Origin of the sequence: Candidatus Nitrospira nitrificans (genome assembly GCF_001458775.1) — a bacterium.
Classification (GTDB): domain Bacteria; phylum Nitrospirota; class Nitrospiria; order Nitrospirales; family Nitrospiraceae; genus Nitrospira_D; species Nitrospira_D nitrificans.
The window spans coordinates 201225-224944 of the sequence record NZ_CZPZ01000031.1; the positions used below are offsets into that span (position 1 = coordinate 201225).

The 23720-nt window shown below is 56.9% G+C and carries 27 protein-coding genes and 1 tRNA gene; 14 read left to right on the top strand and 14 right to left on the bottom strand.

Going from position 1 to position 23720, the window contains the following annotated elements; translation table 11 throughout:
• Positions 1-27: 27 nt before the first annotated feature.
• From accC to COMA2_RS15065, 4 genes are all read left to right on the top strand, one after another.
• On the top strand, positions 28-1368 hold the full coding sequence (accC, locus tag COMA2_RS15050; protein WP_090899998.1) for an acetyl-CoA carboxylase biotin carboxylase subunit: 1341 nt from the start codon (positions 28-30) through the stop codon (positions 1366-1368).
• 206 nt (positions 1369-1574) lie between these two features.
• Positions 1575-2828, top strand: coding sequence for an efflux RND transporter periplasmic adaptor subunit (locus COMA2_RS15055; protein ID WP_090900001.1), 1254 nt, complete (start codon positions 1575-1577; stop codon positions 2826-2828).
• Between the two features lie 121 nt (positions 2829-2949).
• A complete protein-coding gene (locus COMA2_RS15060) occupies positions 2950-3660 on the top strand; it encodes an ABC transporter ATP-binding protein (protein WP_090900004.1) in 711 nt (236 codons plus the stop codon).
• A gap of 1 nt (position 3661) precedes the next feature.
• Positions 3662-4897: an ABC transporter permease gene (locus COMA2_RS15065; protein WP_090900007.1), complete on the top strand. Its 1236-nt coding sequence runs from the start codon at positions 3662-3664 to the stop codon at positions 4895-4897.
• 34 nt (positions 4898-4931) lie between these two features.
• On the opposite strand, the gene COMA2_RS15070 is transcribed toward COMA2_RS15065, so the two are convergent.
• The 6 genes from COMA2_RS15070 to COMA2_RS20300 all read right to left on the bottom strand — a co-directional run bounded on the left by COMA2_RS15070 (position 4932) and on the right by COMA2_RS20300 (position 8351).
• Positions 4932-6131 (bottom strand): cyclic di-GMP phosphodiesterase, encoded by a 1200-nt coding sequence (locus COMA2_RS15070; protein ID WP_090900011.1) that lies wholly within the window; start codon positions 6129-6131, stop codon positions 4932-4934.
• Between the two features lie 101 nt (positions 6132-6232).
• Positions 6233-6829, bottom strand: a complete 597-nt coding sequence (locus COMA2_RS21400) for a RusA family crossover junction endodeoxyribonuclease (protein ID WP_090900015.1) — start codon at positions 6827-6829, stop codon at positions 6233-6235.
• 9 nt (positions 6830-6838) lie between these two features.
• Complete coding sequence (locus COMA2_RS15080) at positions 6839-7279, bottom strand: division/cell wall cluster transcriptional repressor MraZ (RefSeq protein WP_090900018.1); 441 nt, start codon at positions 7277-7279, stop codon at positions 6839-6841.
• A 15-nt stretch (positions 7280-7294) separates the two neighbouring features.
• On the bottom strand, positions 7295-7492 hold the full coding sequence (locus COMA2_RS15085) for a helix-turn-helix domain-containing protein (protein ID WP_090900021.1): 198 nt from the start codon (positions 7490-7492) through the stop codon (positions 7295-7297).
• A 106-nt stretch (positions 7493-7598) separates the two neighbouring features.
• Positions 7599-7940 carry an FmdB family zinc ribbon protein gene (locus COMA2_RS15090; protein ID WP_090900024.1) on the bottom strand — a complete coding sequence of 114 codons (342 nt, stop codon included), beginning with the start codon at positions 7938-7940 and terminating at the stop codon, positions 7599-7601.
• Between the two features lie 3 nt (positions 7941-7943).
• Complete coding sequence (locus COMA2_RS20300) at positions 7944-8351, bottom strand: ComF family protein (RefSeq protein WP_175304644.1); 408 nt, start codon at positions 8349-8351, stop codon at positions 7944-7946.
• A 603-nt stretch (positions 8352-8954) separates the two neighbouring features.
• On the opposite strand from COMA2_RS20300, the gene COMA2_RS15100 reads away from it, so the two are divergent.
• Together COMA2_RS15100 and COMA2_RS15105 are read left to right on the top strand one after the other, a co-directional pair.
• The gene (locus tag COMA2_RS15100) at positions 8955-9605 is read left to right on the top strand and encodes an ABC transporter ATP-binding protein (protein WP_175304645.1); all 651 of its coding nucleotides are present in this window, start codon (positions 8955-8957) and stop codon (positions 9603-9605) included.
• Positions 9605-10531, top strand: coding sequence for a dihydroorotate oxidase (locus COMA2_RS15105; protein ID WP_090900191.1), 927 nt, complete (start codon positions 9605-9607; stop codon positions 10529-10531). Before COMA2_RS15100 ends, COMA2_RS15105 begins: the two co-directional genes overlap by 1 nt.
• 2 nt (positions 10532-10533) lie before the next feature.
• Here the strand turns inward: COMA2_RS15105 and COMA2_RS15110 are convergent, their stop codons facing one another.
• Complete coding sequence (locus tag COMA2_RS15110; protein WP_090900033.1) at positions 10534-10812, bottom strand: LuxR C-terminal-related transcriptional regulator; 279 nt, start codon at positions 10810-10812, stop codon at positions 10534-10536.
• A 143-nt stretch (positions 10813-10955) separates the two neighbouring features.
• Between COMA2_RS15110 and COMA2_RS15115 the strand changes: the two genes are divergently transcribed.
• Positions 10956-13571: an FtsX-like permease family protein gene (locus COMA2_RS15115; RefSeq protein ID WP_090900036.1), complete on the top strand. Its 2616-nt coding sequence runs from the start codon at positions 10956-10958 to the stop codon at positions 13569-13571.
• Between the two features lie 36 nt (positions 13572-13607).
• Here the strand turns inward: COMA2_RS15115 and COMA2_RS15120 are convergent, their stop codons facing one another.
• Positions 13608-13973: a DUF3703 domain-containing protein gene (locus COMA2_RS15120; RefSeq protein WP_342672622.1), complete on the bottom strand. Its 366-nt coding sequence runs from the start codon at positions 13971-13973 to the stop codon at positions 13608-13610.
• Between the two features lie 326 nt (positions 13974-14299).
• On the opposite strand from COMA2_RS15120, the gene COMA2_RS20545 reads away from it, so the two are divergent.
• Positions 14300-14440 (top strand): hypothetical protein, encoded by a 141-nt coding sequence (locus tag COMA2_RS20545; RefSeq protein ID WP_217490776.1) that lies wholly within the window; start codon positions 14300-14302, stop codon positions 14438-14440.
• Between the two features lie 7 nt (positions 14441-14447).
• Positions 14448-14543 (top strand): hypothetical protein, encoded by a 96-nt coding sequence (locus tag COMA2_RS20550; protein WP_217490777.1) that lies wholly within the window; start codon positions 14448-14450, stop codon positions 14541-14543.
• A 198-nt stretch (positions 14544-14741) separates the two neighbouring features.
• Here the strand turns inward: COMA2_RS20550 and COMA2_RS15130 are convergent.
• Positions 14742-14817, bottom strand: a tRNA-Met gene (locus tag COMA2_RS15130).
• 243 nt (positions 14818-15060) lie between these two features.
• On the opposite strand from COMA2_RS15130, the gene COMA2_RS15135 reads away from it, so the two are divergent.
• The 3 genes from COMA2_RS15135 (at position 15061) to COMA2_RS15145 (ending at position 17289) form a co-directional block, all read left to right on the top strand.
• On the top strand, positions 15061-15924 hold the full coding sequence (locus COMA2_RS15135) for an SDR family oxidoreductase (RefSeq protein ID WP_090900039.1): 864 nt from the start codon (positions 15061-15063) through the stop codon (positions 15922-15924).
• A 293-nt stretch (positions 15925-16217) separates the two neighbouring features.
• A complete protein-coding gene (locus tag COMA2_RS15140; protein WP_139077408.1) occupies positions 16218-17015 on the top strand; it encodes a hypothetical protein in 798 nt (265 codons plus the stop codon).
• A 13-nt stretch (positions 17016-17028) separates the two neighbouring features.
• Positions 17029-17289, top strand: coding sequence for a hypothetical protein (locus tag COMA2_RS15145; protein ID WP_090900045.1), 261 nt, complete (start codon positions 17029-17031; stop codon positions 17287-17289).
• An 11-nt stretch (positions 17290-17300) separates the two neighbouring features.
• Here the strand turns inward: COMA2_RS15145 and COMA2_RS15150 are convergent, their stop codons facing one another.
• The 4 genes from COMA2_RS15150 to COMA2_RS15165 form a co-directional block, all read right to left on the bottom strand.
• Positions 17301-17741 carry a hypothetical protein gene (locus COMA2_RS15150; protein ID WP_139077409.1) on the bottom strand — a complete coding sequence of 147 codons (441 nt, stop codon included), beginning with the start codon at positions 17739-17741 and terminating at the stop codon, positions 17301-17303.
• 49 nt (positions 17742-17790) lie between these two features.
• A complete protein-coding gene (locus COMA2_RS15155; RefSeq protein ID WP_090900051.1) occupies positions 17791-18957 on the bottom strand; it encodes a hypothetical protein in 1167 nt (388 codons plus the stop codon).
• Between the two features lie 95 nt (positions 18958-19052).
• Positions 19053-19271 (bottom strand): hypothetical protein, encoded by a 219-nt coding sequence (locus COMA2_RS15160; RefSeq protein ID WP_090900054.1) that lies wholly within the window; start codon positions 19269-19271, stop codon positions 19053-19055.
• A 259-nt stretch (positions 19272-19530) separates the two neighbouring features.
• Positions 19531-20253, bottom strand: a complete 723-nt coding sequence (locus tag COMA2_RS15165; protein WP_090900057.1) for a chlorite dismutase family protein — start codon at positions 20251-20253, stop codon at positions 19531-19533.
• Positions 20254-20471: 218 nt separating this feature from the next.
• Between COMA2_RS15165 and COMA2_RS15170 the strand changes: the two genes are divergently transcribed.
• The gene (locus COMA2_RS15170; protein ID WP_090900060.1) at positions 20472-21767 is read left to right on the top strand and encodes a competence/damage-inducible protein A; all 1296 of its coding nucleotides are present in this window, start codon (positions 20472-20474) and stop codon (positions 21765-21767) included.
• Positions 21764-22363, top strand: a complete 600-nt coding sequence (thpR, locus tag COMA2_RS15175) for an RNA 2',3'-cyclic phosphodiesterase (RefSeq protein ID WP_090900063.1) — start codon at positions 21764-21766, stop codon at positions 22361-22363. Before COMA2_RS15170 ends, thpR begins: the two co-directional genes overlap by 4 nt.
• Before the next feature lie 619 nt (positions 22364-22982).
• On the opposite strand, the gene COMA2_RS15185 is transcribed toward thpR, so the two are convergent.
• Positions 22983-23522, bottom strand: coding sequence for an ankyrin repeat domain-containing protein (locus COMA2_RS15185; protein WP_090900069.1), 540 nt, complete (start codon positions 23520-23522; stop codon positions 22983-22985).
• Between the last annotated feature and the right edge of the window lie 198 nt (positions 23523-23720).

A 23720-nucleotide genomic window follows, 5' to 3' on the forward strand; every position in this document is an offset into this window, starting at 1 on the left:
TCCTCGCCATCGTATCGGAGCCGAGACGTGTTTAAGAAAGTTCTGATTGCCAATCGCGGAGAAATCGCGCTGCGAGTGATCCGCGCTTGTAAAGAACTGGGCATCAAGACCGTGGCCATTCATTCTGAGGCTGATGCGCATGCCCTGCACGTCCGAGCGGCCGAGGAAAAGGTGTGTGTGGGGCCGGCCGAATCGGCATTGAGCTACCGAAATATTCCCAACGTCTTGAGTGCCGCGGAGATTACCGGTGTCGACGCGATCCATCCCGGGTATGGATTTCTGTCGGAGAACGCCCATTTTGCCGAAGTCTGCGAGTCAATCGGCATCAAGTTTATCGGGCCGAGCTCGGACAATATCGCCATGATGGGGGATAAGGCGAAGGCGCGTGAAATCGTGGCGAGGCGAGGCCTACCGGTCACGCCCGGAAGCCCAGGCGAATTGCGCAGCGAGGAGGACGCGTTGCAGGCGGCGCAGAAGATCGGCTTTCCCGTCATTATTAAAGCGACGGCCGGCGGCGGAGGGCGAGGCATGCGCGTCGTCAACAAGGCCGAAGACCTGGGTCGGGCGTTTCAGGCCGCGCAGGCCGAAGCGAAATCGACCTTCGGCAACGACGGGGTATACCTCGAGCGGTACTTTCTCGAGCCGCGCCATATCGAAGTGCAGATCTTGGCCGATCAACATGGTCGGGTGGTGCATCTGGGGGAGCGGGACTGTTCGATTCAACGACGGCATCAAAAGCTGGTCGAAGAAACGCCATCCCCGGTGGTCGATCACAAGCTGCGTCGAGAAATCGGTCGGGTGGCCGTGGAGGCGGTCAAGGCTGCCCATTACCGAAACGTGGGTACCGTCGAATTTTTGCTCGATAAAGACCGAAATTTTTATTTCATGGAAGTGAACACCCGCATCCAGGTCGAGCACCCCATCACTGAAATGGTGACCGGCATCGATTTGATCAAGGAACAGATTCGTCTGGCCGCAGGCCATCCTCTCTCCATTCGCCAACAGGATGTCGTGCTGACCGGACACAGCCTGGAGTGTCGAATTAATGCTGAAGATCCGGAGAAGTTTACGCCATCTCCTGGAACGATCACCAAGTACAGTCCGCCTGGAGGATTCGGGGTGCGGGTCGATTCCGCCATGGAGTCAGGCTCGGTGGTCGTTCCGTACTACGATTCGCTGATCGCCAAGCTGATCACTCATGGCCGTGATCGGCAGGAATCAATGGCTCGCATGAAACGCGCGCTCGGTGAGTTCGTCATCGAAGGGATTAAGACCACCCTCCCTCTTCACCGTCGGATCCTTGATGATCCGGACTTTCAGAAGGGCCATGTGTCGACGACGTTCCTGGACCGGTTCTTGGCCGGATAATCCCTACACATCTTTCCTCCCCCAGTGCCGTCTTCACAGTGTTTCGCCATCAAGAGATCCCATTTCTTGGTGGGCCGCTGGGTCTGTGTTAAGCTCAAGACAGCGGTTTGAAGGGGAGGAGCCGTCGCCTCGCGTGGAGCGAGAGATGCATCGTTCGGTGGCTTCCTGATAGGATAGCGACAATTCTTGGACTACATGCGGGATATATGCGCCGTATCGCTTTTATCATCGGTGTCATAGTCATTGGACTCGCCATCGGCGGCTATGTGTTTTTCAATGGGGAGCGGAAGGCCCCCGTTCGATATCGAACAGCGGCGATTGAGCTAGGTCAGGTTATTTCGTCCGTCAGTGCCACGGGGACGATCAATCCGGTTGTGTCGGTTCAGGTCGGCACGCAAGTGTCCGGGATGATCAAGAGCCTCCACGCGGATTTCAACTCGCGGGTGAAGGCTGGAGATATGGTTGCGGTCATTGATCCGGAACCGTTCAAGGCTCGCCGGGAACAGGCTGCCAGCAATCTGGAGATGGCGCGGTCAAACGTTGCGCGATCCAAAGCCGACCTGGCGCAGCGAAAACGCGAACTGGACCGAGTGGAATCCTTGTTGCCTCAACAGTTTGTCTCGCAAAATGACGTCGATGTTGCCCTCACGAATTTTCAAAGCGCGGAAGCGCAATTGAAGGTCGCTGAGGCACAGGTCAAGCAAGCGGAAGCGGCGTTGAATGCGGCTGAGCTCGAATTGAAATATACCGTCATTCGGTCGCCCGTTGACGGCATCGTTGTGGCGCGCAATGTAGAGGTCGGCCAGACGGTCGCCTCCAGCTTTGCCACGCCGAATCTGTTTCTGATCGCCCTCGATTTGACCAAAATGCAGGTCGACACCAACGTGAGCGAATCGGACATCGGAGGGATGGCCGAAGGGAAGGAAGCCGTCTTCACGGTGGACGCCTACCCCGGCGTGACATTTACCGGCATCATCAGGCAGGTACGACTCGCACCCATCAACGTCCAGAACGTCGTCACCTACAATGTGGTTGTCGGTGTGGATAACACGGACTTACGGCTCAAACCTGGCATGACGGCCAATGTGTCGATTATCGTGGCGCAGAAAGACCAGATTCTCAAGGTGCCCAATGCGGCCCTCAGATTTATGCCGCCGAAGGGTGAGGGGAGTCGCCGAGAGGCCGATGGGCGCGCAGCAAACGGGCATGGAGGAGGTCCCGTCAAAACAGAGACCGGCGCGATACCGCCGAAAACCATCTGGAGGCTGGTAGAGAACGGCGACCTTGCTTCTCTGCCGGTTCAAACCGGCATTTCGGATGGCCTTACCACTGAATTACTCTCCGGCGGTCTCAGGGAAGGGGATCTCGTTGTTGTTGGTATTGAACAGCCGTTCGGCGAGAGAAAAGGTAGTGAATTGCCGCCGGGGTTTGGGAACCAGCAACGTCCTCGCTCCCGATGAGGCGCTGATATTCCTCAAGCGCCGTGTGTGAACGTCGCTCGTCGGCGGAGAAGGCATATTTTACCCTCCATCAGTCCATCTTCATGATTCGCGTTGAAGGCGCGTAGGATGAGCTAGGTTTGTGAATCCATTGATCGTCGGTGAAGATATTTGGAAGGTCTATCGAGTGGGCGATGTCGAGGTGCAGGCTCTGCGTGGGGTGAGTGTCACCATCGAACAGGGGGACTTTGTCGCGGTCATGGGGTCGAGCGGATCCGGGAAGTCCACGTTGATGAATATTCTCGGGTGCCTGGATCAACCGACCAGGGGACAGTATCGGTTGAACGGCGTCGAGGTCGGGCAATTACGGCCCGACCAGTTGGCAGAGATCCGGAATCAGCAAATCGGCTTTGTATTCCAGAGCTTCAACCTCATTCCCCGTACCAGTGCCCTAGAAAACGCTCAGTTGCCTCTGTTCTACAGAGGACTTTCCTTAAAAGAACAGCGTACGCGCGCGCTCGCTGCGCTTCAACGTGTCGGATTGAAGGGGCGTGAGCATCATTCCCCCACGCAACTTTCAGGTGGCCAGCAGCAGCGGGTGGCGATCGCTCGAGCCCTGGTGACCTCGCCCTCTTTGTTGCTGGCCGACGAGCCAACCGGAAACCTGGATACGGAGTCCAGTCAGGAAATCATGGGGATTCTTGACGGTTTGAATCGGGATGGTATGACGGTGATCCTGGTCACGCACGAAGTCGATATTGCCGCCTACGCTTCGCGTGAAATCGTCGTCAAGGATGGTCGGATCCTCAGCGATCAAGTGACCAAAGAACGGTCGCAGGCAGTGGGAGGCTAAATTGACGGCGTTTGTGTGGCTCACCGTCGTAACGGCGTTAAGAGTGCTCGGGCGAAACAGACTGCGCGCAGGTTTGACCATGCTCGGGATCATTATCGGAGTCGGGGCGGTCATTGCGATGGTCAGCATCGGAGAAGGGGCGAAGCTGGCGGTGCAGAAGCAGATCGCCACGATGGGCACCAACGTCATTATGATCTGGCCCAGTTACATGACAATCGGCGGCGTGCGTGGCGCGCAAGGCGGTGCCGTCACACTGACGGTGACCGACGCGCTGGAACTGAAGAAACGGATTCCAATTCTGTCTGAGTCCGGGTGGCTTATACGAAGCACCATGCAAATTGTGAATGGGAACCGCAATTGGAATGGTCCGGTTCACGGCGTGTCACCCAGCTACGTCTCGATCAGAGACTGGTCCTTCAGCAGCGGAGGTTCCTTTACCCAAGCAGATATGGAGAGTGCGGCCCGGGTAGCGCTCCTTGGACAAACCGTGGTCGAAAACATTTTCGAGCCAGGTGAAGAACCGGTCGGCGCGATCATTCGCATAAAAAATGTCCCGTTTCGAGTCATCGGTGTCTTATCCCCTAAAGGACAGTCGGTTCAGGGATCCGATCAGGACGATATCGTCTTTATCCCCTTCACGACTGCCGAGCGAAAAGTCTTCGGAACATTGTTCCTTGGATCGGTCGGAGGGGTTTTTGTCTCGACGGAACGAACCGAGGATTTGGCGGATGCCGTCGAGCAAATCCGCCAGGTGATGAGGTCTCGACATCGCTTGCAGGCTGATCAGCCGGATGATTTCACCATTCGTACGCAGGTCGAAATCGGAAAGGTCCAGGAAGGGACGAGCGAAACCTTGACGGTCATGTTGATGATCGTGGCCTCTGTCTCGTTACTCGTCGGCGGCATTGGAATCATGAACATTCTGCTTGTCTCCGTCACCGAGCGGACCCGGGAAATCGGAATTCGGATGGCCGTCGGAGCCAAACGGTTCCATATTCTCATGCAGTTTCTGATCGAAGCCATGACGCTGAGCGTGGTCGGTGGCTGTATCGGCATTCTATTCGGAGTGCTTGCGGCGCGCTTGACGACAGTCATCGCCGGTTGGCCGACCGTGATTTCGAGTGATACCGTCGCGGTGGCGTTTGTGTTTTCCGTCGTGGTGGGCCTGTTTTTTGGATTATATCCGGCGAATAAGGCTGCTCGGCTCAATCCCATCGATGCATTGCGTTACGAATAGGGCTTGCCCGCATTATTCCTGACGCCACTGCTTCCTACGCATTCCTGTCTATGATCGTTTCAATCGCCCGGACCTGGGGATCGCCGGCCTGGTGCGCGAGATCGACGATAAACGGCACCGGATATTCAACACCCTCTGGCTGGTGGGTGACGGTGATGATCGGTTGATGCAGGTGTTCTTGATGGAGCTTCGTGACCACCGCCACCTCTTGCGTATTCAGTCGCACATGACTATGGATGGGATAAATACCGATTCGCGCGATAAATGACGACACGATTCGTTGATCAAGCTTGCCTTGCCGAGCTTCCTGGTACAGGCGTTGAAATGTATGGTGGGGCGTCAGGGGGGCGGTCCCGCCGAATCCGGTGATCAATTCGTCATATCGATCCACGACCATCAGAATCCGTGTGCGGTCGGAGGTAAATTGTCCTCGTGACTCTTTCGGATAGCCGCTGTCATCAAGGTAGGCATGATGATTCGCGATGAGATGGAGTATGGCGGCTTCAATTCCTCTTTGCCCCTCTAACATCAGAACGGCGCGGCGGGGATGGGTTTCGAATTCCCGTCGGTTGGCCTTGGCAATGTCTGACGTGACATGAGTATGGCGGACAATGGCAGGTCTGATCTGTAAGAGCCCGATGTCATGCAAGAGTGCGGCGGTCGCCAGCTCGTGCAGTTCCAGGGGGTTGAATTGGAAGACCTGTCCGACCACCAGTGACAGCGTACAGGCGGCCAGTGCATGTTGGCTGAGGGTGGAGTCGTCGGCCCGGTTTTGACTCAAGGCCATGAAAATAGCAGAGTCGGTGAGAGTTCTCATGGCGATTGTGATTTCTTGGACCGCTTCGGCGGCCTGCTCGGGGTTGACCGTCCCCGTCCTCGTAATGGTCGTAAAAACGGATTGTACCGCTTGATCCATCTGTTGCTTGGCCAGCTTCGCTTGGGCATATTCTTCGTTCAGCTGGGCCAAAGACTTGGGTGGTGTGCTCTTTCCGGGAGGGGCTGGTTTAGTTGCCGCATGGGTACTATCCGCGAGGTGATGCGGCGGAGAGGCGATTCCACGGTCGAGGTCGATGTCGACCATCTTCACTCCTGCACGCACCAGTTTGTCGATCTGGGCAGGATGTTCGATCAGGAATGAATGGCGGAGTAAGGGGGAGCGGAACCACGAGAGGTCCAGACGGGCGACATACATCCCGATGTGAAGCTCACTGACGGGGACGCGTGTTGTCGCCATCGGAGATCCGTCTGCTTGTAAACAAGGTTGCGGGCATAGCTCCTTCAGATATCGGCACGAACCGGGACTAACTGTAGCCGAGCGAGTCCTGTCGGGAGTGGTCAGGCCGAGTGATGCGGAGAATGAATGCACGAGAGAGAGACTTCGATACGAGGGTCGGCTTTGTCGACCTGCTTATACAGATGAGTTTCAATGATGCGATTATCGTTTATGCCAAGCCCTTCGCAGACCGCATCTTGGGCGATCTTCAGACCGCCATCGAGGTCGCGTCGTAAGGCGGACGCGAAAAAGAATCGTATCGAGAGCGCAAGCGGTCCGGATTGAAGTCGATCCCGTAGGGAGCATCCGGTAGAGGATTGGGCCAATGCCAGCCATACCTGCCGGCCGACGCATGTCTTATAGGCACGTCCGGCGGAGGAGAGCAGACGACGTCCATTCACTGTTGCATATTGATGGTTGATGCTGGGAGGGACGGGCAAGGTGACCTTGAATGCGTGTGATGTGATGAGTGGAGCAGGCAATGGCGCGTGAATGGTGGTGTTTTGGCCGGCTGGATCAGGTGTCGGCGCTGGAGTCGTCCCGTTGATTCGCAGCGCCTTTTTCGGTACGGATGGGTTGGGTGGAGTGCCGCGACGCAATATTGCAGGAAGGCGAAACCTTGATGACCGGCAACTGTCTCGACGTCGGTTGAACGGCATGGATCCGAATTAGAGGAGATTCATGATCTTGGCCATATTTTGTTCAAAGCGATCTTCCGTACGGGCCAGATACCGACGCCATTCGCTTGGGTTCCAGATTTCCATTCGGTGATAAAGCCCGACCAGTATGATTTCTTGATCTTCATCGACCGGAACCAGTTTGCGCAATCGACCAGGAATCAAGATCCGTCCGGTTTTATCGATGTCCGATGAGCCGGCCTCGGACACGATAAAGTGCATAAACAGCCGGCTCTGGTCTTCATCCAGCGACGTCCGGGTCCGTTCAAGCACCTTTTCCCATTCTCTCGTGGAATAGATCAATAAGGACTGTTCCGGACCCTTCAGGAACATGACGGTCTGGCCATCGGCTTCGATCTGTTCACGGATGGGTGAGGGGACGATGAAGCGCCCCTTCTCATCAACCTTGCAAAGGTATTCACCGGCAAACATTGCGGTGTCCTGTGGTTAGGAAATCAAGGCGGTTCTGGTTCGGTCGCGGATCCATTGCTCTAAATCCGAACGGACAAATTGCCATTCCTTGCCCAGCTTGAAGGCGGGAATCTGTCGACTTTGAAGATAGCGATAGAGGGTACGTTGGGTAATCTTGAGATACCGGCATGTTTCCGTCGCGGTCATCAATTCGGTCTTCGGAGCCCTGCTCATCACTCCACCTGTTGCCAGATTGATTGATGCTCATTCTGCCTCCAGCACTCTCGTCATTCTAGAGACGGCCTTGGGAATGTCAAGCGAAAATATATGACAGTACAGGTCACAAGCCGTCAGTGTCTTCTGATATTCCATCGCCGTCATCGGATTGGTCCATCATCGTTTCGATATCGCCGACATCCTCGCCCATTTCCTGTCCCATTTTCTTCATCAAACGGGCGACGCTCCGAGGGTCGTTCTCATCAACCGCTCCGAGGTTCGCTGGATCTGCCAGCGATTCGAGTCGAGCTTCCTCAGACTTAGGAGCGGCAAATCGCGACAGGAGCCGATCCAATTTCTCACTGCCGCAATGCCGACAGGTGAGCAGGCCGGGATTGCGCGGATTCAAAACCAAAACCGATGATTTTCTGCGGCATTCCTGACAAGCATATTCATAAATCGGCATCGGTCAACCTCCCAGCAGCTCCGGCGACCGTACGCGCTGGGCCATGATGCGGTCGGGAATCATCGTAGGATCCATCGTGCGTCCTAACGTCATCACGAACACATCGCCGGAACCGGCCTTCCGGAGTGTCTTTGCGCACTCATTCACCGTCGTGCCGGTCGTGAAGACGTCGTCGATCAGAAGAATGCGTTTCTTCACAATGACATGAGAATGTCGGACGGCAAAAGCTCGACGAAGGTTTTTGAGGCGGCTTTTGCGGGATAGCGTGGTCTGGGCTGGAGTAGGGAGGGTTCGGATCAAATTCGTATACGCGACGGGAGTATCGAGGTGACGTCCGATGCCATCGGCAAGCAGCAGGGACTGATTGAATTCTCGTTGACGAAGTCGCTCGCTGTGTAAGGGCACGGGCATGATCAGGTCAATGGAATCGAGCGGAGGGAGTCGAGCGATCATGAGGGCGGCAAGTGGAGTCGCCAGGGAAACTTTCCCCTGGTATTTAAAGAGACGAATTGCCTGCTGGAGTAGAGAGGTATAAGGGTACAGGGTCCAGGCTTTCGTATACGAAGGCGGACGTTCAGCACAGGGTTGGCAAACATGGTTTGGGCTGTAGGTTGTGGCGACTGAGGAAGGGAAGGGGCGGTCACAGCGGGAGCATCGGGCATCGGGCATGAGAGCAATTGTGCTCCAGCAGTCGGAACAAAAATAGGGAATCGGATCATCCGTCAGAAGCGAAGCGCAACTCGAACAGTGAACGGGAAGAAAGAACCTGAGCGCACGGCGCATGAGACGTGAGGTCGATTCTGTGACAGGATTGGCCATGGACAGCCTTTTATCTGTATGTGTCCCACCTCTCTTTATGGCGACGGGCCAACCCGTGTCAAGGTTGTCGGCTTCTGATTTATTGTGCTATACGAATGAGAATGGTCGTACCCCGGTCGACCGGTCATCAGAGAGAGCTGGCTACCGATGGTGATATTGAAGCACCTCTCGAAAACCCATTCGCGTGGAGAAGCCATGGTCACGGCTTTGCGCGAAGTAAATTTAGAGATTAAACCCGGAGAATTCTGTGCGTTCGTGGGCCCCAGTGGCTGCGGGAAAAGCACTCTTCTGAACCTCGTCGCGGGTTTGGACCTGCCGACTTCGGGAGAGATCGTGCTTGATGGGCGATCCACCCACAACCTGTCCAGTTACGAATGGACGAGGATCAGGCGTGAAACGATCGGGATTGTTTTTCAAGCCTTCCACTTGGTTCATGGTTTGACGGCTGAAGAGAACATTGCGCTGCCTCTGATGTTGCGCGGGGAGAACGGACGGGAGATAGAAACACGGGTGACGGACATGTTGGATAGGGTGGGCATGAGCCACCGGCGCCGGCATCGACCAGCCGAATTGTCGGGGGGAGAGCAACAACGCATTGCGATCGCCAGGGCATTGGCACATGGGCCCCGTCTCCTCTTGGCCGATGAGCCGACGGGCAATATCGACTCTCAGCAAGGAGCGGATATCATGGCGCTTATTCGTGAGCTCGCGACGGCTGAACGGCGGACGGTCCTGCTGGTGACCCACAGCCTGCAGGCTGCGCACGCCGCCGACTATGTGTGGACCATGCGAGACGGACAGCTGATTGCACGCACTGAACGTATGACCGAACCGGCAACCTCGTGATCGATCTTTCCACAACGATCGCCGGCGTAACGTTCCCCCGTTGTTTCATGAATGCGTCGGGAGCGCTCTGCGTCACACGGGACGAGCTCGAGTCCCTGGGGAAATCCGGCGCGGGGGCGATCGTCACGAAGTCGATGACCATTGAGTCACGCCAAGGCAACCCGACGCCACGGTATCACGGATTTCCCGGGGGGTCGATCAACTCGATGGGCCTTCCCAACCTTGGCTATCGAGCCTACGCCGAGATGATCCCTCATCTCAAGCGGTTCGGAAAGCCCGTGATCGCCAGCGTGGCCGGACTTGGGGAGGAAGATTTTCCGACCATCGCGGAAGCGATCAATGCCGCCAAGCCGGATCTCATCGAGGTCAATCTCTCTTGCCCGAATATTCCAGGGAAGCCCCAAATTGGCTACGATCCGGAAACTTCCGAACGCGTGCTCAAAAAGGTTCGGCGTCTCATCACGGTTCCGATGGGCGTGAAGCTGCCGCCGTACTTCGATCCGGCGCATCATGAAGCCATGGGGAAGGTACTTGGGCGTTGCGGAGTCGACTTTCTCAATATGATCAATTCGGTGGGCAACGGCCTGGTTGTCGATCCGGAACGTGAAGCCGTCGTCATTAAACCGAAAGGCGGATTCGGCGGGTTGGGCGGGCGACTGATCAAGCCCGTGGCCCTGGCGAACGTCCGCGCCTTCTATAAGCTGTTTGATGGGAAGATGCCGATCATCGGAACCGGAGGAATTGTCGAGGGGATCGATGTGTTCGAACATTTCCTGTGCGGCGCGTCGGCGGTTCAAATCGGGACGGTGTTGGTGGAGGAAGGGTTGGATGTGTTCGGACGACTGGAAGCGGAATTGACGGCGGTTTTGATGAGAAAAGGATACCAGTCGATTGTGGAATGTCAGGGACGGCTCAAGGAATTATGAGCCTATTTTGTGCCGAAGTTGCGAGGCAGCAGGTTTTGTTGCAGGGCTTGACGCAGGAGCTGGGCGACGTTCCGGACATTGAGCCGGCGCATCAAGTTGAAACGATGGACTTCGACCGTCCGGACGCTGATGTCCAGGGCCGCGCCGATCTCACGATTGGTATGGCCTAGCGCGACCAATCGAAGGATCTCGCGTTGGCGGGGCGTTATGTGCAGAGAAGGCCTGGAACGATGTCCTACCCGATGGAGCGGGAGTGCGGTGGTGCTTTTGCTTCTGGCCATCTGTTCTCCTCTCAAATGATCTGAGATCAGTCTAGCAAACGACTGGAAACGTGTAAACGAAACGACTGATTTGTGCTCAGCGCGCGGATGTATAGATCACGGCCAATAAGACTTCTCTCAGCAGGAAATTGCTCTCACGCTCAATGCCTGTCTTTGTAAGGGCATTACTCCTTCTTCTTGCCTCTCATGTCCGGCAATGGCCGGTACGCACACTGCTGACGATCGTCGGGGTCGCGCTCGGCGTATCGGCCTCCGTCGCCGTGCGGACTGCCAATATCGACGTGCTGCGGTCCTTTGAAGAGGCAGTCTTGACGGTGGCTGGTCCAACGACCTTGGAGGTGTCCGGAGGGGAGACCGGACTTAATGAACAAGTCATTATACAGGTCAGAACCATCGCCGGAGTGACGTCTGCATCGCCGGTGATTCTACAGACGGCCGTTCGCCTGAGGGGAGAGCAAGTCGACCAAGCGGTGCAAGTGGTGGGACTGGATCTTCTGGCCGAATTCAATACACGCGGGTTCCGCATGAGCCAGCCGTCGACAGAAAGCCAATTGATGGGCATGATCGAGCCACAGGCGGTGTTCTTGGGAAGCCGATTGGCCACGGAGTGGAATCTGTCGGTTGATGATCAGGTCGATCTTCTACTTGGGTCTAGGCGTTTTACCTGTCGGGTCGCAGGGATTCTTCACAATGAGCCGGACCGACCCTCCTCATGGGGACGCATGGTCGTGATGGATATCGCCGCCGCACAAATTACGTTCGGGATGGTCGGGAAACTGGATCGAATCGATATCGTGACCGACGAAAGAAAAACCGTCGAAGAAGTAGCACGGGACTTACGGGCTGTGTTGCCTTCCTATTTGACGGTGGAACGGCCGGTCAACAGAACTAGGCAGGTTGAGCAAATGGTGCGCGCCTTTCGCCTCAATCTGACGGTGTTGAGCTGGGTCGGCCTGTTGGTCGGAATGTTCTTGATCTATAACACGATGGCCTTTGCCGTCGCCCAGAGGAGACGGGAAATCGGAATCTATCGAGCCATCGGGATGACTCAGTCTCGGGTCGCGTTGTTGTTTTTGACGGAAGCCGGGTTCTTTGGATTGTTGGGAGGACTCGCCGGAAGCGTGGCAGGGGTGGCGCTGGCGCAAGAGCTGGTGGCTCTGCTCAGTCGAACGATTTCGGATCTCTATGCTCCGGTCGGTGCCGGGGAAGGAGGACTATTCCAGACCGGTCAATTCTGGAGCATGATGCTCGAAGGCATTGTGATCGGATGCGTCATGTCCATGCTCGGCGCCGTCGGCCCCAGCCTGGATGCCAGCCGAACCGCAACCGTGCGAGCGTTGGCTCCCGGCGACTATGAAGCAAGTCAGCAACTACGAGTGGGAACGCTCGCCGCGCTCGGGTTGAGCTTGCTCGTGATGACGGGACTCTTGAGCCTGCCGGGACCCATTAGTGGAGTTCCTGTCATGGGGTATGCGGCAACGCTTTGTCTGTTGGCCGGTCTGGCCTGTCTGGCCCCGATGTGTGTCACCGGATGGCGGCGTCCGCGACGATATGTGGGACGCGCAGGGGGAGTGGGGGGAGTCATGAGAGGGATCGCCGTCGAGCATGCATCGCGCAGTCCCGGCCGAAATGGGGTGACCGTCTCCGCTTTAATGGTGGGATTGGCGATTATGATCGGCGTGCTGGTCATGGTGCGAAGTTTTCGCCATACGGTCGAATTATGGGTTACCGATACGGTTCTTGCCGATCTGGTCGTGGCACCCTCTCTGTGGCTGCGGGGCACGGAAATCGGAGGCGCCGGCCGGAGTCTTCCGCCCTCGTGGTTGAGTATCTTATCATCGACCCCGGGTGTCGCGGCAGTCGATAGCTATCGTGATGTCCGGGTGGAGGTAAACGGTCAACGGGTGGCTATTGTCTCGCGAGATCTGCGGTTGCATGCCCAATGGAGCCGGTATCTCGTGCGCCGGGGCGATTCTTCGGAACAGCTCATACGGGCAGCCGATACCCGTGGTCTCCTCGTCTCTGAGGTGTTGGCCGATCGGCTTGGGGTGGAAGAGGGATCGACGCTTGACATTCTGACGCCGAGCGGTCCCGCGCGATTCCCGATCGTAGCCGTGTTCTATGACTATTCGACGGATGGAGGGAAGCTGCTCATGGATCGGGCGCTGTACCAGTCGCTCTGGCACGATGATTTGGCCACGGTATTCCCCGTCTACATGAGCGCTGGGTCAAGTATCGAACGCGTGAGAGAACGAATCCTCGAGCAACTGAGCGGCGCAGCCGGCGGAGGACTTCCGCCGCTTGTGATCAGTAATACTGAATTGCGGAAAGAAATTCTCGACATCTTTGATCGCACCTTTCTGTTGACCTATGTGCTGGAGGCCATCGCGATCGTGATCGCCATGCTGGGGATCGTCAATACACTGGTGACGTCCGTCCTTGAACGTCGCAGGGAATTTGCGACGCTACGGGCCATCGGCGGCAGCCCGGAGCAAATTCGACAGCTCGTGTTATGGGAGGCGGCCTATCTTGGCGCGGTGGGGATTGCGTTGGGCCTCATCGGTGGGGGACTGCTGTCGCTGTTACTTATCAAGGTCATCAATAAGCAATCGTTCGGGTGGACGATTCAGATGATTGTTCCGATCGGTGCGCTTGTTCAGGCCGTGGGGCTCGCGGCGGTTGCCACCTTGGTGGCGGGCTACTTCCCGGCCCGCTGGGCCGCGCGACAGCCGGTGGTGGAAGGGCTCCGGGAAGAATAAGAGCGACGACTGTATGACGACTTCCGCAGAGACGGCTCACGTCATGGAGCCGCGTCCGTATTTGTCGAGCAACCGTTGAAGGTCCTCAGGAATGGGCATGGACTGAAACGGAGGGACGCGAGCCCCGCCAGGATTGCCGATCGGCACCCACATTCGTGAGAAGAGCAACGCTCCCAACATCCTTGGGATTTGACCGGTAATTTCCACTATATCTCGACGCTTCCAACCGACTTTCAGCATCCACCAATGAGATCTGGCATGTTCAATCGAAAACGATTGTCCTAAGATGTGCGCCCGCTCAAGATGGGAAAATGCGAGTCGAAAGTCTCCGGCGTCGTACTGGCCGACTGCCTTCGTCATCTCGGTCTCATAGGCTCGTCGAAGCTCGGGGTGCATGTTCATCCCTCAGTGGAATTGCTCTCCGTTACTGTACGCGAGGAATGATGGGAAACCAAGGTGCCGACGCAATGGTTGACGTCTCGTTTCTTTTGCATGGAGGCACATCACCGAGGAGCATTGCGAGCTTGCCGGGTTGCGTTCGGAAGTACTTGATACTGTATCGCATCCGGCGCGGGTCTTGCTCGGAGGCGATGTGAATTGATTGCAGTTCGTGAATTGGAAGTGGGGAAGCATCTCGTGGTCGCGTATCGAGAATATACCGACGACGGCTTTGTCATTACGGCGTGTCTCACCCGTCGTATTCGGTCTCTTGAGAAGAGGAGGAAGCTATGGCCATAGCAGACATCCAGGAATACTTGAAGCTGATTCCGGCCGTAAACCGAGCACCGCAACAGGCTGTGTGGCTCACGTACGATGCCGAGGCCGACACGCTCTACGTGAACTATAAAAAAGCCCAGCCATGCCGCTGACAGCGAGATGACCGATGACGACGTGATCGTCCGCTATGAGGGGGAAGAAGTTATCGGCTTTACTGTATTGCATGCCAGCAAACGGCTGAACAAAGCGGCCTAGTTTCTGAAGGAATGCTTCGGCACATGCCTGCCCTGTACCAGAGGCGCTTATCCGCCGATAATAATTACGATAAAACGATAATGAGCGGTCGGTGCGCGCAAACGAGGTATGGAATAGGAGAAAGTCGAAGAGAGTTATCCGCTGGCGGCAATCACGAAAAAACGAAAATTAGCCAGCAGGTCAACCGAAGGTCGGTTTTGGTGGCGGTGGGCCGGATTGAACGGCCGACCCGCGGCTTATGAGTCCGCTGCTCTGCCAACTGAGCTACACCGCCACGATATTATCTGCAGCTTTCAGGGTCTTATTTAACCGGTACTTGTACCATGCCCCTAGGTCTTCAGGCAAGGCAGGGGGATAGCGCTGTTCCCATCGCGCAGCCCATCCCTGCGCGTGGATGGCAGCGCACCAACCGCGCGCGCCGAAGAGTCAGGCCGACGGTCGCACGCGGTGTGAGACGTCATGGAGAAAGCTGCTCAAAACCTGCTATGGTTTTGCGAGGCCGTTCGAGAGGATGAAGATGTCGATCGGAGACAGTCGCGCGGTGGTCATCACGGGAGCTTCCACTGGAATCGGAGCGGCCTGTGCGTTGCATCTTGATCGATTGGGTTTCGCCGTGTTCGCCGGAGTACGGAAATCTGAAGACGGCGTGGTCCTTCAAAAGGCCGGTTCCGATCGGCTGGTCCCGGTGGAACTCGATGTGACCGATCTGGCAACCATTCAGAAGTCTTACGCAGTGGTTGTGGAAGCGACGAGGGATCGCGGACTCTTTGGACTCATTAACAATGCCGGGATTGCAGTCGTGGCGCCGCTTGAAGCCGTACCGATCGCCGACCTCCGTCAGCAGCTTGAGGTCAATGTCGTCGGGCAGGTGGCCGTCACCCAAGCGTTTCTTCCATTAGTCCGGCAGGCAAGGGGACGAATCGTCAATATGGGCTCTATCGCAGGACTTTCAACGATGCCGCTGATGGGTCCCTATTCGGCATCGAAGTTCGCGCTCGAAGCCATTACAGACGCCTTGCGTCTCGAAGTCCAGCAATGGGGAATCCATGTTTCGATTATCGAGCCGGGCGCGATCACGACGCCTATTTGGAACAAGTCGGCGATCGAGGCAGCTGAGCGAGAGGCGGCCATCGAGACGGAACTTCGAACTCTCTATAAGCCTGTCGTGGCTGCGGTGAGAAAGGTCGTGGGAGAAGCCTCGAAACGGGCGATTTCGCCTGACGCCGTCGCAAGAGTGGTTGAAGACGCGTTGACCGCGTCGACTCCCAAAACGCGGTATCTCGTTGGGACTGACGCCAAGCTCCGCGCGTTGATGGTCAAACTTCTTCCCGATCGGATCTCAGATCGAATGCTTACCTGGATCTTGAAGCTTCCCCACTGAGCGCACACCGCCATCTCCGCAATGATTTCTTATTCAGACGGGTCACGGATCCAAAGCGGACGGTTGAGCCGGTTCTCGCATGCGGCAGTGCGTGGCCGAAAGGATGATGCGCCTCGTACTGGGTTGTTACATGTTTGGTGCGGTTGGATGTCCGATCGAATTTAGATTGAGGTTTCAGGCAATCTCATGTAGTCAGAGAAGTCAGCAGGTGGCCATGTGTGAAGTCCTGTCATTCGTCGGAGAGAGGACCGGCTGTAACTATGTGCGCGCGCGTTGTTCAGCGTTTCGGAGCGATGGCGATTATCGTCGCAGCCGTGTCGCTCCACTGGCCGTCGGAGGCATTCGCTGTCCGTCCCTTCGTGACCGACGACGCGCGAATTGTCTACAAAGGGCAGTTCGAAGTGGAGTCTTTCGCAGGGGTAAGCATGGCGGACGGCAGCAGGCCGGTTGTCGAGGCCCGCTCGATTCAGGGCCTGGCGCTTACGGACAGATTCGAACTGATTGCCGGTGGATTCGGGTTCACCTACCAAGGTGGCCAGGCGCGCCCTCTGGATATGCTTGTCCAGCCGAAGTACGTCATCCACCGATCATTCGGCATGATTCCATCGATCTCGGTCGCCGCGGCGTCACTTTTCCCGCTCAGTGGAAACACACAGCACTGGGATTCCTATACGATGGCGCACGTCAGTTGGTTTCTCTTTACGCCCGAGAATAGTACGGACCCCTACGATAACGACTTGGCCATCCATGTGAATCTTGGAACGAAGAATCGGTATGACGCCGGCTCGGCAACCTATCAGATGAAGTTCTATTGGGCCGCCGGGTTCGAGGTGATCACCTTCTCACGTGAACTGCGATTTCTTGCCGAGACGTTCAATGGCGATCCTTTTGGATTTGAGGAGAAATTTCCGGCTTATCAAACCGGGTTCCGTTGGTACAGGACGCCGACTATGCAGGTGGATCTGGTCTTTCGAGGCATTCGGAACACGACGGAAGACGTTCGCTTTGTCGCAGGAGGCGGCGGTTTGCCGGAAGAATGGAATTACACTATTCAGGTCGGGTTTCGATTTCTTATCGACGTCTTCCGCTAGCGGAGGTGCAAGAGTGAATCGCACGGCGATGATTCGAGGAATGCTTGCTGTGGTGATCGGTAGCATGGGTTTGTCCGGATGCGGATTGGATGGGGTGACAGGCACGCTGATCCGAATCGATGGAGAGTGGTATAGCATCCAAACGCCGAAAGGCGAAGAGCTCCGAATCCACGTCGACACCCATTCGAGGAAGGACGTGGTTGCAGCGGGCGATACGGTGCATGTCTACGTGAGGAAAGACGGTCATGCGGAATTTGTTCAGAAGCTCGACTAGAGAAGTCGTAATCAGCCGACGAGGTCCGGATTGAGACGGGTCAGCGGTTTGACGGATAGGGCCTTGATCTCATTGTAGACAATCGTGCGGCCGACTTGTCTGAGGCGACTGAAGACACCTTCGACAATCACCTGATCGCCCTCATGGACTTCCAGTTGCCCGAGGCTCACCACCTTCAATGTGCCGGCCTGGTCTTGCAGCAAGAATCCGTAGGCCGGCTGTCCTTGACGATTGGTGGCTAACTGCACGTTCATGACCTTCCCCGTGACCATGACGTCTTGATGATCGTATTGCTCTGGGTGGGCCAAGAGCTCCGCGATCTCAATCAGGCCGGCGGCCGCCGCCGGAGTCGCCGTGCCCGGTAATCCCGGCAGGCACGGGCAGATGACGAGTAGCAGCAGCACAATCACTGAGGTGACAATGGGTGAGGGAGTGGCGGATCGTATTGTCATTTGGTGAAGTAATTATACCGAACTGCCGGTGATAGGCAACCCTGAAAGTTTACCATTTGTCTGAGGGTCGACCGTTGACATCCTCTCCGATGAAGTTGTGGAGAATGTGCTGCTGCAGTTCAGTCAGCTCGGACGGATTGGCCTCGTTCGGTGGCGCGAGCAACTCCGGCTCTTTCGATATCGGCGCCGTGCGAGTGAGGAGTTCTTCATCCAGCGCCTCGTCGCCGGCGTCCACATCTTTTTGTATGGAGACCAGCCGTTGGAGTCCGAACAAGGTCCGAGTTGATTCGCTGTGCATGGCGTTTGAACTGGCTCCATACACGAGCGAATTCCAGAATTTCGTTTCCGTGGCTTCCGGAATGCGAATCACGGCATAAGCCGCCAGTTTCTCAAGTAAAGCTGACTCAGTCTGCTCGAGCCCATCGTAGGTCGCGATTGATCGTTCGATGGGGGTGCGAGAGAGAACCTGCACGGTGTCCTTCCAGAGCTCCAGGGAGGGGGTGCTTCCTGGTACCGGACGGGTCCCTGAGCCTTTGGCCTGCAGTGCGGTGAGATACTGAGACAAGAACTTGACCTTGCGCGCGGCCAAGGTGCCGGCCGGGATTCCCCAAATATGGCCGATTTCATGATCGAGCAAGATCGTCTGATCCGATGTCCGCTGCTCGCGCTCCGCCAGGTCGAGACGTTTCTTGAACCGTTCGGCAAAACGGAGCAGTGTTTGCATTTCAACGGCCAGCCGTTGCCGTTGATATTCCTCGGCCGTAATCTCGTTGTGTTCCCAACGCTCTTCGAGCAATCGGAGCGTCGTGGTGGGGACGGCGGACCGAGCCTGGGATTTGAGCGTCTCGATGGTTTCGGCAGACACACCGCGGTCAGCGAGCAGGAGCGCGGCTCGAGAGACCAAGGCCTCCGCCATGTGGACCTGATGTTTCAAAGCCACGCATTGAAGCCAGGTTCGTTCTCGTCGAAGCCGAGCCCGCCTGCGGTATTCGTTCCGGCGATCGATCATTGCGGTGATCGATTCCTGGGTCATCGTGGTGACGGGTTTCTTGCCGGAGACACAGCGAGGGTCCGGCCGGTCTGCCACCATATACAAGATTTCCTCGTGAGTGACGTCGAGGTATTGGATCAGTAACAGCCTGAGGATGATGCGACCTTGGATCGGCAAGCCGGCGACGACCTCTTCAATCATCTCGGCGGTCAGCGGCGATGCCATGACTGCGTGTGTCATTAGGTTCTTTCAGGCGGTGAAGGCCATGGTTCTAAGGTGTACGCAGGGGTGAGACAGCACGACTCGCACCTGATGGCTGACTAGGCTGTGCCGGTTCGTTGCTCACGTTGTTCGAGTTGACGGGCGACATATTCACGGATGTCTTGTATGCTGCCGTTGAGGAACATGTCTCGTGGAATTTCCACCCGCACAAGCTGGGAAGGGTCGATGCCTCGGTCTTGAGCATAGAGGTCATCGACATACAGGCTCACCGAGCCATCGGGAAAACGCACGGCATAGAGAGCGGTCGTATCAGCCATGAGACCCCAGCGAATGATAGTGTAGAGGTAACACAGGCCTCATCAGACTGTCAAAGCCGCAGAAACGCGTGAGTGTAAGCCGTCATCGGCGCGAGCACGGAGGTCGTGGAGATGGAGGGAGGGCTTGAGCGATAGGTCCCAGCGAGAGCTATCGAACACCAGAGGGCGCCGGTGTGTCCCGATGACGGCTTTTTCGATAAAAACAAAGGGCCTTCGATCGTTATGATCGAAGGCCCTAGGATTCACGCGATCCGGATATCTAGCCGCCGAGCGTGTCCAGGGTTTCCTTGAGGCTCTTGCGAATGCACGTGAAGATCGGGGTATCTCGCAGCGTATAGCGCGAGCCCTCCGTCTCCCGTAGCGCCATCACCAAGTCCAGAAAATCCTCAGGTTTGTCGCTTTCAAAGGCCACTACCCATTCCTGATCGTCCAACCCAAACGAATATGTCGTGTTCAGCTTCACGGAGGGGAATCGATGTCCCACTTCAATATGCTCGTCCATCATGCCCTGCCGCGCCGCCTTCGTCAGCAAAAACCACTCCCGTGTCTTCAAAAACGGATACACGAAGATGTACTTGCTTTTCCCCGGGACCACGGTCAACCGCTTGCCTTCCTGGCCCGCATGCGAGTGATGATCGACGTACACGGATCGTTTGGTGATCGCCAGATAGGAATAGGGGGTCGTGAGGTATTGCCCAAGGCCGGAGGCCAGGATCTTGGTGGTCATGTCCTGGAAAAGGTCCAGATCGTAGCTGATACGCCAGAGCATGAAGTCGCAGTCGCCGCGAATACCAATGGTCGAATAGGGAACCACGAGGACTTGTCCGTTGTACTCCTCCACCGCGCGGAGGAATTCCTGCTTGCCCTGCGTCCGCACATCCTCCGGCAACCGCCGCCAAGCGGGATCGACTTTATAGAACACAAAGTTGACGTACTGACGCCGAGGGGCCGACGGGGTGGGGGATGTTTCCGGGGTCGACATTACCAAGCTCCTTTAGTATCAATTAGCATCAAAGAGAGGAGAGACTTCCTCAAGTCTTCTTCGTTTAGCACTTCCCCTTCTGTCTTGTCAACGGGAGGCCAGACCCGACCTGTTCATTGACAGGATGCCGAGCTTCTGGTACTGGCAACCGCGTGCAATCGGTGGAGCGGTTCGCTTTGTGATCAACATGGCTCGGATTGAATGGACCCGTATCGCGTATGGCAGCAGCGTCGCCGCATAGATATTTCGCGGAAACGATCGCGATCGGCTCAGAGCTTCTCGTCGGAGGCCGCGCCGACAGCAATTCGCTGTTTATCGCCGATGCCTTGGCTGCGATCGGCATCGAAGTCAGGTTCAAGACAATCGTCGGAGACGATCCGTCTGACATTGCCGGTGTCCTCGCGACCGCCTGTCGTCGTGCCGGGATTGTGATTATGACCGGAGGCTTAGGTCCTACGATCGATGACTGCACCAGGGAGGCCGTCGCGTCGGTCACCGGTTTTCGATTGGCTCGCTGCAAGGAAGCGTTCGAGAGCATGAGGGCCAGGTTGGCACAATGGGGGCGAACGCCAAACAAGGGGCAATTACGACAAGCGTTGATTCCGTCCAAGGCGACAGTGGTGCCGAATCCAGTTGGGTCGGCACCGGGGTTTGCGATCACCTGGCGGGGGACTCACATGATCGCATTGCCTGGTGTTCCCAACGAAATGAAAGCCATGATGGAGCAATCGGTTGTTCCCTGGTTGGCCGCGCAATGTGATCGATCGGCGCAGGCGCGTCCCTCTCCCATCACACGGTTGATCTTTCATACCTGGGGATTGCCGGAGTCTGAAGTGGATGCAAAGCTACAGGGACTCATACGGAAACAGAAGCGGACGCCGATTGCCCTGGGGCTCCTGGCCTCCCCGACCGGAGTGCTGGTGTCGCTGACGACTCAGGCCCATCGATCGATCAAGGAAGCCGCGCTTCAGTCATTGGCGGAAGGGGTTCGTACGAGATTGCGCGAGTGGATCTATGCCGAAGGACCGGAGACGTTGGAAGAAGTCGTCGGTCGTATGCTTCGGCAACAGCAACTCACCGTGGCAGTAGCTGAATCGTGCACGGGAGGTCTTATCGGCTACCGGCTCACACAGGTGCCGGGGTCCTCGGCCTACGTCGATCGCGGGGCGCTGTGTTACAGCAATCAAGCCAAAACAGACATGCTCGGCGTGCCGGCGAGCCTGATCGAGCGACATGGAGCGGTCAGTCGAGAAGCGGCCGAAGCCATGGCCAGGGGGATGCGCGAACGCGCTGGCGTGTCGGTGGCCTTGAGTGTCACGGGCATCGCCGGGCCGGGCGGCGCGACTGAGACCAAACCCGTCGGGCTGGTCTACATCGGGCTCAATGGTGGGAGGGATGAGGTCATGTCAAAGGAGTGTCGGTTTCACGGCGAGCGGTCCGTTATTCGGCAGCGCGCCGCGCAGGCGGCCCTGGATGTCCTGCGTCGCTGGCTCATCGCCAGGAGAGAAACATGATACGCACGTTTCTTGCCGTGGAACTCGGAGACGATCTCCGCAGCCGGATCTCGCTGGCTCAACAAGATGTGCGACAACGGCTCGACTGCGAGTCTTCAAAAGATATCCGGATCGCGTGGGTGCAGCCGTCGTCCATTCATCTTACCCTCAGATTTCTCGGCGACACCGACGAACAACTCGTTGGTCGGATGCGCGAAGCCATGACCACCGTCAGGCGATCCCATCCGGCCGTTCAGATTCCCATCGATCGGCTCCAGGCGTTCCCAAACCTTCGGCAACCGCGCGTGCTGTGGGTCGGCCCATCGGAACAGTGGTTCAAAAGTGACGCCGCCGACCGGTTGGCGGCGTTGCATCGGGAGATAGAATCCTGTTGCCGGTCACTCGGTTTGTCGACGGATGACAAACCCTTTACACCGCATCTGACGCTGGCACGAATCAAGGCCGGCGATCGACAAGCCGGGCCGCTATTGGCCCAGAGCGGCGTCTGTGAACGGCCACTCTCCCTCGGCGCCATCACCGTCGGGGCGCTTGTGTTAATGAAAAGCAAATTGCGTCCGACCGGACCGGTGTATACGAAGTTATGGGAAGTCGGATGACCTGATGATGTCTCGTCCGATGCCTCACCGTCTCGATCAAGTCCCGGATATTCGCCTTGGGCACACCGTCCGCTTCTCGCACTTCAAAGTCGAAACCAGGCTCGCTGATCTTGATCGAGGACCACCCGATCCAGGTCGCCTTGAGATCCGTGAGTGCTGCGGCATGCGCCGGGCGTCCATCAAGCGTCCCTATCAGCAGCATCGCGCATCCGAACGCGCAGATTGTTGAAATGCATCCTCGGAAATAGACGTTGGCAGCCATATCGATTGATGAGCAGTTTGTGTGTGCCATACATACCTCCCTTGAATGCCTCCCTGAGTGAGGAATGAGAAGAAAAGCCTCAGGGAGGCTGCTCGTCGATGGAGCACGATCAATGCCACGGCTATCCAAACGGAAGATTCTCTCTTTGCGCGGTGCAGGAAGCCAAGGAGACGAGGAACGCTTCTTACAAGCTCTCAACGTTATCGGTTCGGATACACCCCAGTATCTGACCGGATACGAATTTGTTTGAAACCGAAGAGCGACTGTTGGATCGGATGTGTGGGACCAGCGAACGAGCTATGGGAAGTGGGAGGAATACATGTAACTAGCAGCAGCAAGAGGTTGCCGTGAAAGCCGTCATGGTTCGAGGAGCGGGATCAGTGCCGTGTGGCCTTGCGCCTGGGCCAAACCTACCGGGCGTTCTCCGGATGTCATTCTGGCATGCTTATGCGCTCCATGCCGCAACAGGAGGGTGATGAGTTCCTGATCGCCTCGATAGGCCGCAACATGTAAGAGCGTCACATCGCCTATCGGCGCGCGCACATTCGCATCCACTCCGTGTTTAAGAAGAAGCGCCACCACCTCCCGCTGTCCTTCCTGTGCCGCGACGAAGATCGGCGTGACGCCGTCCTGCCGCATGGGATGCATGGCTGCTCCTCGTTCCAGGAGGAGCGCCACCACCTCTTGATGCCCGTTCTTTGCCGCCAAAAAGAGCGGGGTCACGCCGTGCGCATCCGCCACCTGAGCGCTGATACCTTGTCCAAGGAAAGTCTGCACTCGGAGCAAATTGCCCTCCGCGGCGGCCAGCCGCAGCTTCTCCTCCGGCGCCGTCATACAGCCGCTCAAGAGCAGCAGCGGACAGAGGGCAAAGGTCCAGCGCGAGGCGACCGGCTTCATGCCCCAGACTCCTTTTCCTGGTGGCACGATCGACGAGCGTGGTGCTGAAGCATGGTCGCGGTATTCATCGCGCGTTCCTTTACACTGCTGAGGCCTCGCAGATCAACAGCGAGGTGAACTCTCGTTCATGGGTAGACAATGGCTTTTCAATCGGGCTTGCCTGGTTGAAATCCGTTGTCGTGCGTTCGAAGAAGGACA